Source organism: Chryseobacterium sp. CP-77 (genome assembly GCF_036362765.1).
Taxonomy (GTDB): Bacteria; Bacteroidota; Bacteroidia; order Flavobacteriales; family Weeksellaceae; genus Chryseobacterium; species Chryseobacterium cupriresistens.
Genome location: NZ_CP143637.1, coordinates 568,380 through 584,447, shown reverse-complemented (window position 1 = coordinate 584,447; position 16,068 = coordinate 568,380). Strand labels below are relative to the sequence as shown.

The window sequence follows — 16,068 nt, the reverse complement described above, 5'->3', positions numbered from 1 at the left end:
TTTATTTTTTATAAACTACCGGTAAGATTTCGTTATGTCTTAACCCGTATTTTTTTATTTCTTCTTCAGAGAATTTCTGTGAATAGAAGTTGGGTTCTATTTCAAAGCCGGCCTTTCTTAAACGGTCGAAATAATCCATACCGTACCAACGAACGTGATCATACTGCCCGAAATGCTTCTGACGTTCCTTTGGGTCTTTAATGGTAAAATCTTCATAGGTTTTCTCCAGTGAGTTTTTCATCGGAACCTGAAGGATTCCCCATCCGCCGGGCTTCATTACCCTGTATAGCTCGCTCATTGCTTTGGCATCGTCTTCAATATGTTCCAGAACATGGTTACAGAAAACAATGTCAAAGCTGTCATTTTCAAAAGGTAAATCCAGAATATCAGCCTTCACGTCTACAATCGGAGAATATAAGTCTGCCGAGATATAATTCAGGTTGCTCATTCTCTTGAATTTTCTTAAAAATTCCTGTTCAGGAGCGATATGCAGAACTTTATAATTTTTAATAAAAAAATCGGTTTCGTTCTGAAGGTACAGCCACATCTGGCGGTGTCTTTCCAAACTTAACGTTCCCGGAGAGAGTGCATTTTCTCTTTGTTTTCCATAGCCGTACGGAAGGAATTTCCTGTAAGATCTTCCGTCAATGGGATCTAAAAACTGATCTCCTTTGAAAAACTGATAAATAAGCGGTCTTGCCCAGATGCTCATTTTAATAAGCATAGGACGTGGAATTTTATTCAGTAAAAGCTTAGTTATCTTTTTCATTAAAAATCCAGTTGGAACTGCTTTTCTTCATCACTTACAATCCCTAAAGCTTCATATACATAATCAAATGTTGAAAGCAATACCGGCTTACCATTAATCACTGCTACATCATGTTCGAAGTGAGCAGATGGCATGTTATCTAGCGTTGTAACCGTCCAGCCGTCGTTATGGAACTTCACTTTTTCAGTTCCCATGTTCACCATCGGTTCAATAGCAATTGCTAAACCGTCTTTAATGACTTTACCGCTTCCCTGTCTTCCATAGTTCGGAACCTGCGGATCTTCATGCATTTTTCTGCCTAATCCATGGCCTACAAGCTCTCTTACCACTCCATATCCTTCTTTTTCACAATGTGCCTGAATCGCATGGGAGATATCTCCGATCCTCTTTCCTCTGACACACTGCTCAATCCCTTTGTACAGAGATTCTTTGGTAACCTGTAGTAATTTTTTAATCTCAGGCTTTACTTCCCCGATTTCAAAAGTGTAGGCATGATCTCCTACAAAACCGTTCAGAATAACTCCACAGTCTACAGAAAGAACATCTCCTTCTTTTACCACATCATTGTTTGGGAAACCATGAACAACCTGCTCATTGGGAGAGATACAAAGAGAGTTTGGAAATCCTCCGTATCCTAAAAATGCAGGTTCAGCACCATGATCTTTAATAAAATCATGAGCCAGTTTATCTAAATATAAGGTAGTAATCCCCGGTTTAATTTCTTTTGCCAACATTCCCAATGTTTTAGAAACCAATCGGGCGCTCTCCTTCATCAGACGTAATTCGTCTATCGTTTTTAATTGAATCATTGTATTAATTTACCAATGTATTAATAGATCAGTGTAACAATATGGATTGGTAAATTGGTACACTGTTAAATTTAAATTGTTTTATTCTACCAGAAAAGTCCTTTTTTCTTTTCTTTTTTAAGTTTTGAATAGGCAAGAACCTCTTTTCCTTCCACACGGAATTCTATTCTTTCCTGAATGATGTTGTAGATTTCACCCCATCCCGGGAATCCTCCTAAATTTCTGTCGTCAATAAACCAGTCTGCATCTAATTTTCTGGACTGATTTTCAGGATCAAAAACTTCCCCTTCAAAGCTTGAGTTCACAGCATAAAATTCTATTCCGTTTTTTTTGCAGAATTCCACCGCTTCATCTAATGTTTTTCCGTGTCTGTATGTCCAAAGTATCAATCTGAATCCTTCAGACTGAAGTTTTTTCAAAGTTTCGAATGCAAAAGTTTTCGGTTTTCCAATGGCCGGGTAAGCATCATCAACAATAGTCCCGTCAAAGTCAACAGCAATCTTTTTATTATTTAACATTTTGTCTTTTTTTAGCTTTGCAAAGATAAGAAATAAAAAGAGTGCCAAAAAGAAAGGCACTCAATACTTTTATATTTTAATAATAATAAAGATCTTATTAGCTTTTTACCCAGCTAAACTGGAACTGAAGATCGGGAGTAGAAACCCTGTCTGTGATCTTCTGCAGCCTTGCAGGAAGTTTCATCAGGTATTCCTGAGCTTTTTCAGCTTTTTCAGTAAGTCCTTTTACATGCTCAATTTTCCATTCATCTAAAAGGTCTTTCATAATGTTGATATAATCCTGGCCTGTGTACACCATACATCTTTGTGCGGCATCTGAGAAATGTCCCCAAAGTTCGCCTGCTTTTTGTCCTGACTGTCTCATTAAGTGAGCAGGCATTACAATTTTCTTACGCATCATATCTTCAAACGCAAGAATCATTTCCGAAGGGTCTACTTCAAGGATTTTTGCTACGAAATGTTTGTATGCTTTAGCGTGTCTTGCTTCGTCTGCAGCAATTACACCACACATTTTTGCTAATTTTCCGTTTCCTGATTGTTTAGCCAATGTTCCTACTCTTCTGTGAGAGATATTGGTAGCTGTTTCCTGGAAGCTCGTATAAATGAAGTTTCTGTAGGGATCCATACTTGTTCCCAGATCGAATCCGTCATTGATCAGGTATTGGGTAGTGATTTCCACTTCTCTCATGTTTACTCTTCCACACAGATAAAGATATTTGTTTAATAAATCTCCGTGTCTGTTTTCCTCAGCGGTCCACGCTCTTACCCAGTTGGCCCAGCCTACTTTTTCTTCCTGATTGATTCCGTCAACGCCCATTAACCAAGACTCATAAGATGGAAGTGCCTCTTCCGTGATACAGTCACCGATCAATGTTACAAAAAGATCATAAGGCATTTCGCGGGCAAAAGTCTGAATTTCTTCTAAGTCGTGTTTAAATTCTTCACTTGAAGGATCTGGTAAATAATCGGAAGGCTGCCATATTTTTTCAATTGGCGTTAAAAATTTATCAAGAAAAGAACCTACTTCCTTTTCCAATAATCCCATTACTTCTTTCCTAACAAGCTTTTGATACATTTTACTATTCAGTTTTAATTTACAAAGATATGATTTATTTATTATTTAACGCATAATAAAGTATGACTTGCATACTTTATCTGACATAAATCATAAAAAAAATGCCGCTACAAAAGCATAACGGCATTTTTTTAACAATATTATTGAATATTAATTAACCAAAACTTCTCCAGTCATTGCATCTGGTATTTCAACGCCCATTACTTTAAGGATTGTTGGGGCTACATCGCCCAGTTTTCCTGGTTTTAAATTCCATGTATGGTCTTTATCCATCACGATAAAAGGAACCAGGTTTGTAGAGTGCTGGGTATTTGGAGTTCCGTCCGGATTGATCATTACATCTGAGTTTCCGTGATCGGCAAGAATGAAAACAGCATATCCGTTTTCATAGGCAGCTGTAGCTACTTTTTCAATGCACTGATCTACCACCTCAGCGGCTTTTACAGCGGCTTCAAAAACACCTGTGTGTCCAACCATATCTGTATTGGCGAAATTCAAACAAACAAAATCAGCCGTTCCCTGCTCCAGTTCCGGTACGATAGCATTAGTGATATCATAGGCTGACATTTCCGGCTTCAGGTCGTAGGTAGGAACGTCTTTCGGACTTGGGCAAAGCAATCTTCTTTCTCCTGCAAATTCCTCTTCTCTTCCTCCTGAGAAGAAAAAAGTAACGTGAGGATATTTTTCTGTTTCTGCAATTCTGATCTGGGTTTTTCCATTTTTCTCAAGGATTTCACCCATAGTTTCCGTCAGTACATTTTCATCAAAAACGACCTGTACATTCTGGAAGGTTTTATCATAGTTGGTCAATGTGATGTAATACAGGTTCAGTTTCTTCATTCCAAATTCCGGGAAATCTTTCTGGGAAAGAACTTCTGTAATTTCTCTTCCTCTGTCTGTACGGAAATTGAAGCAGATCACCACATCATCTTCAATGATTCTTGCTACCGGTACTACATTTCCTGTAGCGGTAGTATTCATTAAAATAATAGGCTTCAGGAACTCATCGGTTACATTATTATCATAATACATCTTGATTGTTGCCAAAGCATCCGTTGTCTGTTCTCCGATTCCTTCCACAAGGGCACCGTAAGCTAATTTTACACGCTCCCATCTTTTATCTCTGTCCATGGCATAGTATCTTCCTACCACTGTTGCCAGCTTTCCGGTAGTTGCCTCCATATGTTTCTGAAGTTCATCGATAAATCCTAATCCGGAATGCGGATCGCAGTCTCTACCGTCGGTAAATGCGTGAACAAAAACGTTCTCATTCAATCCGAACTCTTTTGCAGCGGTCAGTAATCCTTTTAAGTGATTGATATGTGAGTGTACACCTCCGTTGGAAACCAGTCCGATGAAATGTACTTTTTTATTTTCTTTTTTTGCATATTCAAAGGCGTCCTGAATCACTTTTTCCTGACCCAATGTTCCGTTTTCAACAGCCATATTCAGTTTTACCAGGTTTTGGTAAACGACTCTTCCGGCTCCCAAGTTCATGTGTCCCACTTCAGAATTCCCCATCTGTCCGGCTGGTAAACCTACCGCCAGCCCGCTTGCTTCAAGGGTGGTATGTGGAAATTTCTGGTAACAGCTGTCTATGAATGGTGTATTTGCTTTATCTATTGCAGAAACGTTTGGGTTTGTTCCCAATCCCCATCCGTCAAGAATGGCCAGTATTGCTTTTTTCGACATTTTGTAAAACTTTTGTTAGACAAATTTACCTAATTTCCTATGAATAGAAGAATTTGGAGTTCTGATTTTTATGTATTCAGAGTAAAAAGAAAAAATCTGTGTCCTCTTCAAAATCTTTGAACAATATTATTCTCGCAGATCCTGCTGATTTCGCAGATTTTAAAATGATGATTATAGATTTCAAATCCTGGCTTCAACTCTAATTTTTAAACCAGCTATTAATCTTATAGGTAAGCTTTTTTGATTTTGTGCTTTCGATTTTAATGTTCTGTCCTTTTTCCACTCCTTTTACATTTGCTTCCTGATTCCAGGTTCCTTTGGTAAATTTCAATTGCGCCGGTACATATATTTTTAAGGTAAGCGTTCTTTCAAGATCACCTGTTCTTTCCATTTTCACTAAAGAGGCATTCCAGTTCCCCAGCCCTTTCTGATTTCCTGCAATATACACCTCATCGTTTTTATCAGGAACATTCACTATTAATGTTACAGATGAAGGTTCTCCTGAAAACTCCTGAAAGAAATCATCATACTTGATATTCTTTTCTTTTGCATAGGCTTGGATATAAGCATCCAAAAAACCGCTTTCCTTTAGAAGTAAAAACGGATCTTCAATGTTTAAAATATCATGTACCGCTTTATGTTTATCGGTTTGTTTATTGAAATAGGTTTCACATATTTTGTATCCGATCCAATATCCTAAATCATTGGGTCTGTCGTCTTTTTTGGAGGTCCAGTAAAACCAATCCCTTAAATCATCACTTTTATACCTTGTTACGAATTCTTTATATAATTTATCTGAATTAGCTTCTCCATATTGAAATGCTTTTACATTCATTTGCTCTCCGGAAACGAATTCTGCGATAAAATCAGCTCCGCCCTCTGTTAGAGCTTGTTTTAATAAAGATTCATTTCCTCTGTTATTTTGCTGAAAATGGATCATTTCATGGACGATAAGCGGAACTACTCCATCAAGGTTTTTAAAGAGCTCGGTACCGATTGAAATTCCATCATCAGAAGAGTTCCCTCCTGTATTCATTCTTCCATACACGAAATAGACGGGTGAGAATTTAGCTTCCGGATACCAATATTTTAAAGCGCTGTAACTGGCTTTTAGCTTTTTATCTTTTGCTCCGATCCCATCTAATACATTTCTGGTTTTAAGATATTTCTCTTTGTTTTTTTTCACTGTAGCATATAGAGAATCTGCATTAACGATACGGTTCCTTATAAAACTTTTCACTCCCGGTGAACCATTTTCTATGTATTCTACAAAAGGATTGGCGGTGGACGTTTCCATTTTATCAAATGCTTTCCAAAAGTTTTTTGCGTCTTTCGTTTCTAAAACTGCGTTTAGAGGATCTGTAGTAAAACCGGTTTGTGCATTTGTAATCCCAAAAGCCAACAGTAAGGCTGCAAGAAGATTGGTTTTCATATTAGTTTTTAAGTTATGTGTCAAAAAATGAAAAACGTAAATTCAATAAGGTTTATTATAATTTCGGAAGTATTTACCCTATAAATCCATAATTCTTTTTAATTTTGCGGTATGGATTTACGAGATCAATTGAAGAATCTTTTTCCTGATCATGAAGAGCAGGATTTTGAGATGCCTGAAGAAGAATTCAAGCAGAAAGAGCCTTTAGTATGCAAATTTGAGAAAAAAGGAAGAAACGGTAAGCCTGTAACGATTGTTGAAGGCTGGGAAGGCAGCGAGGAAGACCTGAAAAAAATCTCAAAGAAAATAAAAACCACCCTTGGTATAGGCGGCTCTGAGAAGGATGGAACGATTATCATTCAAGGAGATAACCGTGATAAAATCATGAATATCCTTAAAGAAATGGGCTATAAAACCAAACGTGTTGGCGGATAGTTCTAGAAATAGATCTGGGTTTCCGGCAGTAAGGTTTTTAAGTTTTCAATTTTAGATTTTTCTATAGGATTTCCTGTAAGAATCAATGTTTTCAGATTTTTAAGCTGTTTGATTTCTACAGGAATGTCTTTCAGATTATTATGGGCCAGATTCATGCTGACCATATTTTTCAGCCCTTTTACTTTGGGTGAAATTTCTGTGATATGATTTCCGCTTACATTCAAGAATTCCAGATTCTTTGATTTGAAAAGATTTTCCGGTAGTTTTATGATAGCATTCTGCTGCAGTTCAAGATATTTTAAATTTTCTGGAAAAGAAAGATTTCCAAGATCATTGATCTGGTTATCCGAAAGGTTGAGAAATTTCAGGTTTTTGATCCGATCCAGTTTGTCTGCAATAAAGCTGATCTGGTTTCCCTGAAGGTTGATTTCTTCCAGTGTTGGAATTTCCATAAGGGCTTCGGGAAAAGTATTCAGATTATTGGCATCAAAATGGACAACTTTCAGGTTCTGAAGTTTTGCAAGATTAGGATTAATACTCGTCAAACTGTTCAGATTCATTGAAAAAGTGGTCAGTTTTTTCAGATTACTTACCTCATCAGGAATAAATTTAATGCTGTTTTCATTCACATTTAAAATTTCCAGTTCTTTTAAAGCAAAAAGTTCCTGATCCATTTTCTCAAGCTTATTGGCCATGATATTCAAAAAGAATAATGAATCCAGTTTTATAATCTGAGGAGGAAGATTAAAAAGACCCTTTTCTCTGAAACTCATACTGTAAACTGTTTTTTCACTCTTTAGAGCCTCTTCAATAGTAGTAAAAGTAGGATATCTCACCGGATCAATCTGTGCTTTGATCTGAGAAAGTGAGAGGATGGAAATCAGTAAGACAAGCTTTTTCATAAAAATAAAAAGGTCTGCCGGCAACCGTGGCCGCCGACAGACAAGAATTATAAATAATTTATTTCTTTACAAGTTTAACTGTTTTCTGGAATCCGCCTTCCGCTTCAATATTTAAAACCAGAACTCGAGATCCTTCCAACTGTTGTGTGAAATCAAGATCCAATGCTTTATTGGTTCCGTTGAATTTCTTCGTATAAACGATTTTCCCGTCCATGCTGTAAGCTGTTACAGAAATATCTTTCAATCCTTTTGCTGAATTGATTTTTACCACTCCTGAAGTTGGGTTCGGTGCTACCGTTACTGTATTTTCTTCAATTTTGGTATCAATAGTTCCTAAAGTTCCCTCAGTTCCAAGATTATTTTTAAGTGCAATAACGATTGTTGCTGATTTTCCTCTGTAATCAATTGTATTCCCTGTGGCGTCTACGTCTGTAGAGATTGTTGAATCCGGGTGCTGAATAGAGAAGAAACCAAATTTATGATCAGGAGTAAATGTCAGTCCTGTAGGTTCAGAACCAGCAGGCATAGAAGCAAACAATCTTACTTTAGGGTTGGCTTGTGTATGATCTGGAGCAATGACCCAGATATAGTTTTTACCACCATCCTGAAGTACCCAAAGGTTTCCAAGTTCATCGAAAGTAAGGTTGTCATTTCCGTCTCCCCATGCTTCAGACTTCATTCCCTGAGCTGTATTGAAAGAATATACCGAAGAACCTCCTCCTACAAATGTTTCTACCTGTGAAGCCGTTGTTCCGTTATCCTGCAGACGATATACCCTGTCTAATCCTTTGGCTGTAAAATAGATTTTACCATCCAGCGGGCTGATATCAACATCCTCTACTCCATTAAATTTTGTTCCTCCCAAAGTCAGAGCATTGGTATTGGTATTATTCTGATCTGCTTTTTCTTTATTCGGAACCTGAATCCATGTCGCTGTAGTTCCTACCGGATCTCCTGCAGCCGTTAACCCCTGATCCAGTTTTAATACATAAAGGTTTCCTGAAGATAGATCATTAGGAGTATCCATTACATATTTGTACACCAAGTGAGTTCCACCGTCTTCTCCATAATACGCTATAGTTCCCGCATTATTGATCACCACGTTCTCGTGGTTCATAATTCCCATCTGCCAAAGCTTACCTTTTGTCCCGTTAGGGTTTTTAGATATAACCTGAGCTGTAGCAGGATCAATTTCTACCAACCAGCCATAATCTTTATAACCGTCATTGTTCACATCATTGGAAGTTACAGATTCTTCAGCGGTCACCACAGTTCCCCAAGGCGTAATTCCTCCTGAACAGTTTCTGATGGTTTGTACCAAACTTGGTTCTGAGAAACTTACGGCTCTTGATTTTGTCAGCTGCCAAAGCTTTGAAGTCGCGTTATAGTTGATTTCTGCCATGGTAACTCCTCCGGGATTCGTTTCATGGTTTACAGAAAGATATCCGTTGGTACTGCTTCCAGTTTTTGGAACATAAGCGGTAAAGTCGTTCTGACCTCCTACCAACCCTCCGCCTTCAGTATAGCTATCCCCTTCTTTTAAAATAAGCTGGTATTTGTGTTCAGCAGGGATAATCAACTTATTGGTTTGTGCTGTAGGAACAATGGAAGTAAAGCAGCTGATATGCGTTCCGTTACAAGCTACAGGGATAGTTGTATTGGTCGTAGTTTTCAGATAAGCATCAATTCTTAAGTCTGAACTGGTGGTACTTCTGTTGTGTAATTCAATAGAAAATCTGTTAACACCATTTACAAACTTGGATTTTGGAATAGAGAAAATGTTATAAACACTCTCTGCTGCCCCGTCAATAGTAGTACTGGAGAAAGTATTGAATGTAACAGCTCCTGCAGGCATATTATCTCTTACCACTTCTTCTCCGTTCAGGTATACAATGATACCGTCGTCTCTCATCACTCCAAGTTCCATCGTATCGGAAAGTGTTGAAAGATCTACAGTGAAATCTTTAGCAAAATAAGCGGTTGTAAGCCCTGAATTGATGGTAGTCGTTACAGGATCTCCGTATCCTAAAGGGCCATTTCCAACTGCCCATGTTGAAATATCATACGTCTGAGCATTCCATCCGGCTGGCTGTGCCTGGTTGTTATCTTTATAGCTCCATGACGCATTCTTATTGAATATCAGAGTCTGCGCCTGAAGACCAGAACTGGCCAGTATCGCCAAAGCTCCCACTGTTAGTAGTTTTTTCTTCATTTTTTATTTGATTTATTAGACCTTGCAAAACTATTTTTTTAGCGCTTTTCCTCTGTTAATAGGATTTTAAATCTAAATCACCCAATATTAACTTATCAAAAACCTAATGTTAAGGGGATTAATTTTGTGTTAAGTAATCCGGGATACGAGGTTCGGGATCTCGGGTTGGAAGTGAAATGCAATTATTTTATTTACTCATTGTTACCAAACAGGATCTATTAAACACGATAAATCTGCCAGAAAAGAGAAATTTTTATTCAAAAACATGAGTATTTTAGAAGATAATTTATTTTAAAAACGAGCTTTATTCTTATCTCTTAAAACTTTATATTTGTTATTATGATTGACACAGCTATGCAAAACAAAAAAATACATCAGGGCAGAAATATTAAACGTTTCCGTGAAATGCTTGGTATCAAGCATGAAGCATTAGTTTTGAATTAGGTGACGACTGGAATCAGAAGAAAGTCTCTCTTTTGGAACAAAAAGAAACTGTAGAGTCTGATGTTTTGGCGCAGGTAGCTCAGATTTTGAAGGTTCCGGCAGAAGCGATTGAGAATTTTGATGAAGAACAAGCGATAAACATTATTTCTAATACGGCCACTTTTGATCATTGTCAACAACCAGCCTTTTTTAATAACCAACCTACTTTCAATCCCCTTGACAAAATGATTGAACTTTATGAGCGTATGCTAAAACAACAGCAGGAAATGATTGATAAGCTGGAAAAGCTGATCCAAAACAAATAAACAGACAGGTTGATCCGATCTGTAAAACTTTAGGCTAAATTCTGAAACCTTCGTAGATCACATTTACACAAGTTTCAAAATTTAGCCTATTTTTATTAAACCTATCATTCCTACTGAATCCCGGTTCTCACAAACCCGAAATCCCGAACCCCGAATCTCTACACTCTCACTCTAAAACCCTCAAACCCCGCATCCCGCCTATTTCGCTTTACTCACATCCGTAAGAGCATTCAGAAAGGCAATGATCTGTTTTATTTCTGTTTCGGTGAGGTTTAATTTATCCGGTGCCAAAGTTTGGTTTTTCATTTTTAATCCCAATCCTTCTCCTCCGCCTTCATTATAAAAATCCAGGACTTCTTCTAAGGTATTGAAAGCTCCGTTATGGAAATAAGGTTTGGTAAGGGCAATATTTCTTACTGTCACGGTTTTAAAAGAATAATCATAAATCCATGATTTTTCCTTTTTCACAGGGCTGTTTCCTCTTCCTAAATCCTGATCAAGCTCTACAGGAAGCTGTTTGATGGGTCTGGTAGTGATTCCCAGGACTTCAGATTCATTTTCATTAAAAAATGGAGGCACCAATCCGGAAAAGGTGGGTGCAAAATGACAGGTTGCACAATTGGCTTTTCCCATAAAGAGGTTGAATCCTTTTTTCACATCATCGGAAACATTTTTTTCATTCCTCATAAAACGATCAAAATCGCTGTCAAATGAGTACAGGGAAGCCACATAAGAACTTAATGCTTTCGAGAAATTTTCTTTACTGATTTTTCCGTCCTTGAAGGCATTTCGGAATGCTTTTTTATATTCAGGTTTTATTTTTAATTTCTGAATAATGCTTTCATAACTTGTATTGAATTCCTGCTCATTATAGATAACATGTTCTGCCTGTTGTTCAAGATAAAAAGCCCGAAGATCATAGAAAAATCTCTTAGCGAAGACCGCATTGTATAAAGATGGAGAATTTCTCAACACTGTTTTCCCTTCCACATTACTTTGTGATTTTGCTTTCAGATCTGTAAAAGCATTTTCCTGAAGGTGGCAGGTTGCACAGCTCATTTTCCCGTTACCACTTAAGTTCTGATCGTAGAAAATGGATTTTCCAAGGTTTCGGATTTCCTGACTGTCTTCCGAAGATTTCAATAAGGTATAAAAATAAGGATCTAAAAAATCACTGCTGAAAAAGTTCTTATTCCCTACATTCCATCCTGAGAATTCTTTAAGGTCATCCGGTCTTCCATCCCATTTCCCGAACTCTTCATATAAAGGCTGTACGTATTTTTTATAAAACTCAATCCTGTCAAAGGTTTCAAAGTCGGTGTTTTTTGAAAGATAACTGATGGCTTCTGTTAAAATCTGGTTAGCCTTTTCAGTATTATAATTTTTAAAATAAAGATCATCATTAATGTATTTCTGTATTCCTGCAAGTGCATGGCTTGTTTCTTCGGAAATATTCAAAGAGCCTGGTGTATCAAAACCTGAAACACCCAGTGAGTAGATCCTGATCAGCTCTATACGCAAAGGCAATGTTTTGTTGTTTCCTTTGCTCAACCCATTTTTTAAAGCACTTAAATAAAACCCGGAATAGCTGTTGTACAAAAAGGTAGTGATGGTTTTGATTTTTTCTTTCTCATTTTCTGCTTCCTCTGAAAATATAAGTTCATCAAGCACCTGCAATCCTTCAGGAGGAAGTGTGTATGACGATGTCCCAGCTGCTTCGATGTGAAACAATGGCGCTGCATTAAGGTGGGTTTTGGTAAATTCAGGATAATGGTAAGCAATATAAAATTCTATTTCCTTGAATGAGTTTCTTGTACTGCTCAGCGATTTTTGCAGTTCTTCCAGAGAAATACGGTCTTCAGAGAACTTATCAACATCTGATTTCAATTGTTCAAGCTTTATTCTAAAGTCGGACAACCCTTTATTGACAAATGTATTTTCGCTTTCTTTTCCTTTATAAACAGGATTAAAGGACATTACTGCAAATCCTGTCAGAAGGATGATTATAAGCAGTGGATAAGATCTCATGAATTTTTAGCTGCAAAACTATTCATCTGATGTTATCTGAGTTTTAATAAGAGATTAAATAATGTTTATATTTCTGATATTATATTTTTCACTAATTTTAAACCCCGAAATCAAATTCATTATTCTAAAGAAACGGTTTTTCGAAATACCGGTAAAAAATAATGGCGGAAGATTATTGGGAGAGGATTTTTTACATTAAATTCAACACATCAAAAAAACTAAATAGGAGTATGAAAACAAAACTATGGTTTGCTGTGGCAGCAAGTTTCCTTTCTGTGGCAGCATTTTCCCAAAAGAAAAAGCAGCAGGAAAAACAACCTGAAAAGAAACAGGAAATGGCTGTTTATGCTGAGAAAAGAGGTTCTGATTATTATTTGGTTCGACTGGAAAAAGATAAAAATATTCCCAATGTCTATGTACATTCCAATGGGGTAACCAAGCCTTATAAAAATTATTCTGACCTGAAAGACATTGTTACGGAGTTTCCGGGAATGATGACTTCCAACAATTCCACAAAGGAAGAACTGATTTCTATTCTTAAAAAAGACGATCACTTCTATGAAATCACTTCACAGAGGAAAGATCCTAAAAATATTGAAAAAACCGTTGTTACCGTATATGAAGTAATGAACGGCCAGAAAAGAATTGTAGAAGAATACAATGACATCTACGAGGTGATGGCATCTCCTTATAAAGAAGCCATTATGATTAATTAAAAAACAAAAAATATACATATTATGCTAAACAAACTTGCTGCCTCGGAACTTGTTCTGAATGAAGACGGAAGTGTATACCACCTGAATCTTTTACCTGAAGATATCGCTGACAAAATCATCCTTGTGGGTGATCCGGACAGAGTGGCAAAGGTTTCAAAATACTTTGATACCGTGGAAATCAAGAAAAACAAAAGAGAATTCTATACGCATACAGGAACGCTTCGTGGAGAAAGAATTACCGTAATGTCTACAGGGATCGGAACTGAAAACATCGATATCGTGATGAACGAACTGGATGCTTTGGTGAACATTGATCTTCAGAACAAAGAATTTAAAACTGAACACAAAGCTCTTGAACTTTTCCGTATGGGAACCTGTGGAAGTGTAAACCCTGATGTACAGGTTGACAATATGCTGGTAACGCAGAATGTAGTTGGATTAGACGGGCTGATGCATTTCTACCAGGATTACAACTTCGAAAATGAGTTTTCTAAAAGCTTCATGGAAAAATTCCCTTACGAAAGAATCAAGCCGATGCTTTATTTCTCAGACTGGGCGGAAGAAATGGGTGAATATTATAAAGATGCCAAATACCACGGAAATACAGCAACATTCCCGGGATTCTATGCTCCACAGGGAAGACAGCTTCGTTTGAAAGCGGTTGATGATCAATTCCTGGAAACGCTGAATGATCTTGGAATTACCAATTTTGAGATGGAAACTTCTGCAATCTATGCCCTTTCAAAATTATTAGGGCACAAAGCCATTACCGTGAATAACGTTATTGCCAACAGAAGACGCGGTGAGTTCTCTGCAGACCACCATGCTTCCGAGAAAAACCTTATTGAATGGGTATTGGAAAGAATTATTAAATAATTACTTTATTAATAATAAACACAAAACCTCCGGAAACTTTTTCCGGAGGTTTTTTATTAGATTTTGGCTAAAGCCGATGGAATTTTATCTTTTTTGAAAACGGGCTCCCTTCGTCTACGCTCAGGATGTTAACCCGTTGCTATTGAATTGTATCTTGCTGAAAATATTTTTTTCATGATGAATAAACTTACCACTCACCTTTCTCATTCCGAAGAGATTCAAATACAGAAGCGATTCCTGCGGAACGACAGAGTTGTCAATGGAAATCTTGTAAGTAAAATAGGTTAAAGGCCAATAATCAATGATACAAATACCATGGTTATAAATGAAATGTTCTCGGATCCGGATGCTGAAATACATAATTCAGTTCTGAAACCAGCTTTGATGACAGAACCTTTTTTCCTTTCACTTCAAACTCTTCTGCATCAAGTAGATTTTTCTGCGCATTGATCACCTGGCTTTTTGCCGGATGAATCGGAGCCGTAACATTATAAAGTTTTGATTCAGTTTTCTGTTCAATCATTTCTGAGATAATCCCGCTGATATCAGCATAATGAATATGATTTACCGCATGGTCCAGATTGCTCACGTTATAATTTTTTAAAAGCCTGTTATCTCCCATCAGCCCTCCAAGTCTCAGAATATTCAGCTGAGGATATTTATTTCTAAGCATTCTTTCCCCTGATACGCTCACAAATGGAATGTCTTCCTCTGTAAAGTCTTTGGATACATCCGGATAAACACCTGTAGAGCTCATCAGAAACATCTGTCCTTTAAAATCACCGATAAAAGCTGATAAATTTTGAATTCTGTTATACAAAGAACTCACACAACAGCTTTTTTCCGAAACAGGAATTGTAATAATTAAAACATCCATATTTTTAATTTCCTGCCATTGGGAAAGAGGTTCTGTCAACTGATAGTCCGGGAAAGAAGCTATTACAGCAGTGATTCCTCTATTATTGAGATCTTCTGCTTTATTTTCTGTAGTGGTCGTTGCGGACAGGTTATATTTTCCGGATAAGGAAGATGCAAGTCTCTCTCCCAGCCAGCCATAGCCTATAATTCCTATTTTCTTCATATTTCAACAGAGGTTTTCATTTTTAATCCCACAAAAATATCAATAAGTTATGAAACAGGGTATTGATAAACCTTTCAGAATTTATATTTCGCAATTATTTTAAAGGGTATTTTGTGTAAAACGTTATTAAAGTTAACATCCTACATTTATTTCCTTGTAAAGCAATCCCTTACGTGATCATTAACCATTCCGGTGGCCTGCATATGGGCATAAACTACTGTAGAACCAACAAATTTGAATCCTCTCTTTTTAAGGTCTTTAGAAATACGGTCAGAAATCTCTGTCGTAGCAGGAACTTCAGACAATTTCTCCGGATTGTTATCAATGGGGTTTCCATCGATAAAATCCCAGATATATTGGGAAAAGCTTCCAAATTCTTTCTGAACATCCATAAATCTCTGAGCATTGGTAACTGCTGCCAGAATTTTAAGCCTGTTTCTTATAATTCCGGGGTTGTTCATGAGTTCTTCAATCTTTTTGTCAGAGTATGCTGCTACTTTTTTATAATCAAAATGGTCAAAGGCTCTTCTGAAATTTTCCCTTTTAGATAAAATAGTGTACCAGCTCAAGCCGGCCTGAAAGCTCTCCAGAATCAGGAACTCAAATATTGTTTCATCATCATAAACAGGTCTTCCCCACTCTTCATCATGATACTTTCTGTAGAGATCATCTTTTTCGCACCAGCCACACCGGATTTTTTCCATAATTATCATATTTTACAGGTTAAAGTTACTATTGATTTTGAAAAGTATAACAAAATATTATGAAAAGTTT

At 37.1% G+C, this 16,068-nt stretch carries 14 protein-coding genes and 1 pseudogene; 4 read left to right on the top strand and 11 right to left on the bottom strand.

The window, feature by feature from the left end:
* Nucleotide 1: 1 nt before the first annotated feature.
* The 6 genes from V0410_RS02500 to V0410_RS02475 all read right to left on the bottom strand — a co-directional run bounded on the left by V0410_RS02500 (nucleotide 2) and on the right by V0410_RS02475 (nucleotide 6,295).
* A complete protein-coding gene (locus V0410_RS02500) occupies nucleotides 2-769 on the bottom strand; it encodes a class I SAM-dependent methyltransferase (protein ID WP_262908293.1) in 768 nt (255 codons plus the stop codon).
* Entirely contained in the window at nucleotides 769-1,578 is an 810-nt protein-coding gene (gene map / locus V0410_RS02495; RefSeq protein WP_110366009.1) for a type I methionyl aminopeptidase, read from the bottom strand. Before map ends, V0410_RS02500 begins: the two co-directional genes overlap by 1 nt.
* 86 nt (nucleotides 1,579-1,664) lie before the next feature.
* The gene (locus V0410_RS02490) at nucleotides 1,665-2,096 is read right to left on the bottom strand and encodes a BT0820 family HAD-type phosphatase (RefSeq protein ID WP_330746178.1); all 432 of its coding nucleotides are present in this window, start codon (nucleotides 2,094-2,096) and stop codon (nucleotides 1,665-1,667) included.
* 97 nt (nucleotides 2,097-2,193) lie between these two features.
* Nucleotides 2,194-3,171, bottom strand: coding sequence for an acyl-ACP desaturase (locus tag V0410_RS02485; RefSeq protein WP_110008663.1), 978 nt, complete (start codon nucleotides 3,169-3,171; stop codon nucleotides 2,194-2,196).
* Nucleotides 3,172-3,321: 150 nt separating this feature from the next.
* Nucleotides 3,322-4,863, bottom strand: coding sequence for a 2,3-bisphosphoglycerate-independent phosphoglycerate mutase (gene gpmI, locus V0410_RS02480; protein ID WP_227941400.1), 1,542 nt, complete (start codon nucleotides 4,861-4,863; stop codon nucleotides 3,322-3,324).
* 199 nt (nucleotides 4,864-5,062) lie between these two features.
* Nucleotides 5,063-6,295 (bottom strand): CBM20 domain-containing protein, encoded by a 1,233-nt coding sequence (locus V0410_RS02475; protein WP_330746177.1) that lies wholly within the window; start codon nucleotides 6,293-6,295, stop codon nucleotides 5,063-5,065.
* 111 nt (nucleotides 6,296-6,406) lie between these two features.
* On the opposite strand from V0410_RS02475, the gene V0410_RS02470 reads away from it, so the two are divergent.
* Nucleotides 6,407-6,730, top strand: a complete 324-nt coding sequence (locus V0410_RS02470; protein ID WP_002979957.1) for a translation initiation factor — start codon at nucleotides 6,407-6,409, stop codon at nucleotides 6,728-6,730.
* 2 nt (nucleotides 6,731-6,732) lie between these two features.
* Here the strand turns inward: V0410_RS02470 and V0410_RS02465 are convergent, their stop codons facing one another.
* Together V0410_RS02465 and V0410_RS02460 are read right to left on the bottom strand one after the other, a co-directional pair.
* Nucleotides 6,733-7,632, bottom strand: coding sequence for a leucine-rich repeat domain-containing protein (locus tag V0410_RS02465; RefSeq protein ID WP_330746176.1), 900 nt, complete (start codon nucleotides 7,630-7,632; stop codon nucleotides 6,733-6,735).
* 58 nt (nucleotides 7,633-7,690) lie between these two features.
* Nucleotides 7,691-9,844: an alkaline phosphatase PhoX gene (locus V0410_RS02460; protein ID WP_330746175.1), complete on the bottom strand. Its 2,154-nt coding sequence runs from the start codon at nucleotides 9,842-9,844 to the stop codon at nucleotides 7,691-7,693.
* A gap of 339 nt (nucleotides 9,845-10,183) precedes the next feature.
* Between V0410_RS02460 and V0410_RS02455 the strand changes: the two are divergent.
* Nucleotides 10,184-10,593: pseudogene (locus V0410_RS02455) on the top strand (XRE family transcriptional regulator).
* Between the two features lie 198 nt (nucleotides 10,594-10,791).
* Here V0410_RS02455 and V0410_RS02450 read toward each other — a convergent pair.
* Nucleotides 10,792-12,621 carry a cytochrome-c peroxidase gene (locus V0410_RS02450; protein ID WP_330746174.1) on the bottom strand — a complete coding sequence of 610 codons (1,830 nt, stop codon included), beginning with the start codon at nucleotides 12,619-12,621 and terminating at the stop codon, nucleotides 10,792-10,794.
* 230 nt (nucleotides 12,622-12,851) lie between these two features.
* Here V0410_RS02450 and V0410_RS02445 point away from each other — a divergent pair, with 230 nt between their 5' ends.
* On the top strand, nucleotides 12,852-13,337 hold the full coding sequence (locus V0410_RS02445) for a hypothetical protein (protein WP_330746173.1): 486 nt from the start codon (nucleotides 12,852-12,854) through the stop codon (nucleotides 13,335-13,337).
* A gap of 21 nt (nucleotides 13,338-13,358) precedes the next feature.
* Nucleotides 13,359-14,213: a nucleoside phosphorylase gene (locus tag V0410_RS02440; RefSeq protein ID WP_110366003.1), complete on the top strand. Its 855-nt coding sequence runs from the start codon at nucleotides 13,359-13,361 to the stop codon at nucleotides 14,211-14,213.
* Nucleotides 14,214-14,532: 319 nt separating this feature from the next.
* On the opposite strand, the gene V0410_RS02435 is transcribed toward V0410_RS02440, so the two are convergent.
* Nucleotides 14,533-15,294 (bottom strand): hypothetical protein, encoded by a 762-nt coding sequence (locus V0410_RS02435; RefSeq protein WP_330746172.1) that lies wholly within the window; start codon nucleotides 15,292-15,294, stop codon nucleotides 14,533-14,535.
* Between the two features lie 146 nt (nucleotides 15,295-15,440).
* On the bottom strand, nucleotides 15,441-15,998 hold the full coding sequence (locus tag V0410_RS02430) for a DNA-3-methyladenine glycosylase I (protein WP_330746171.1): 558 nt from the start codon (nucleotides 15,996-15,998) through the stop codon (nucleotides 15,441-15,443).
* Between the last annotated feature and the right edge of the window lie 70 nt (nucleotides 15,999-16,068).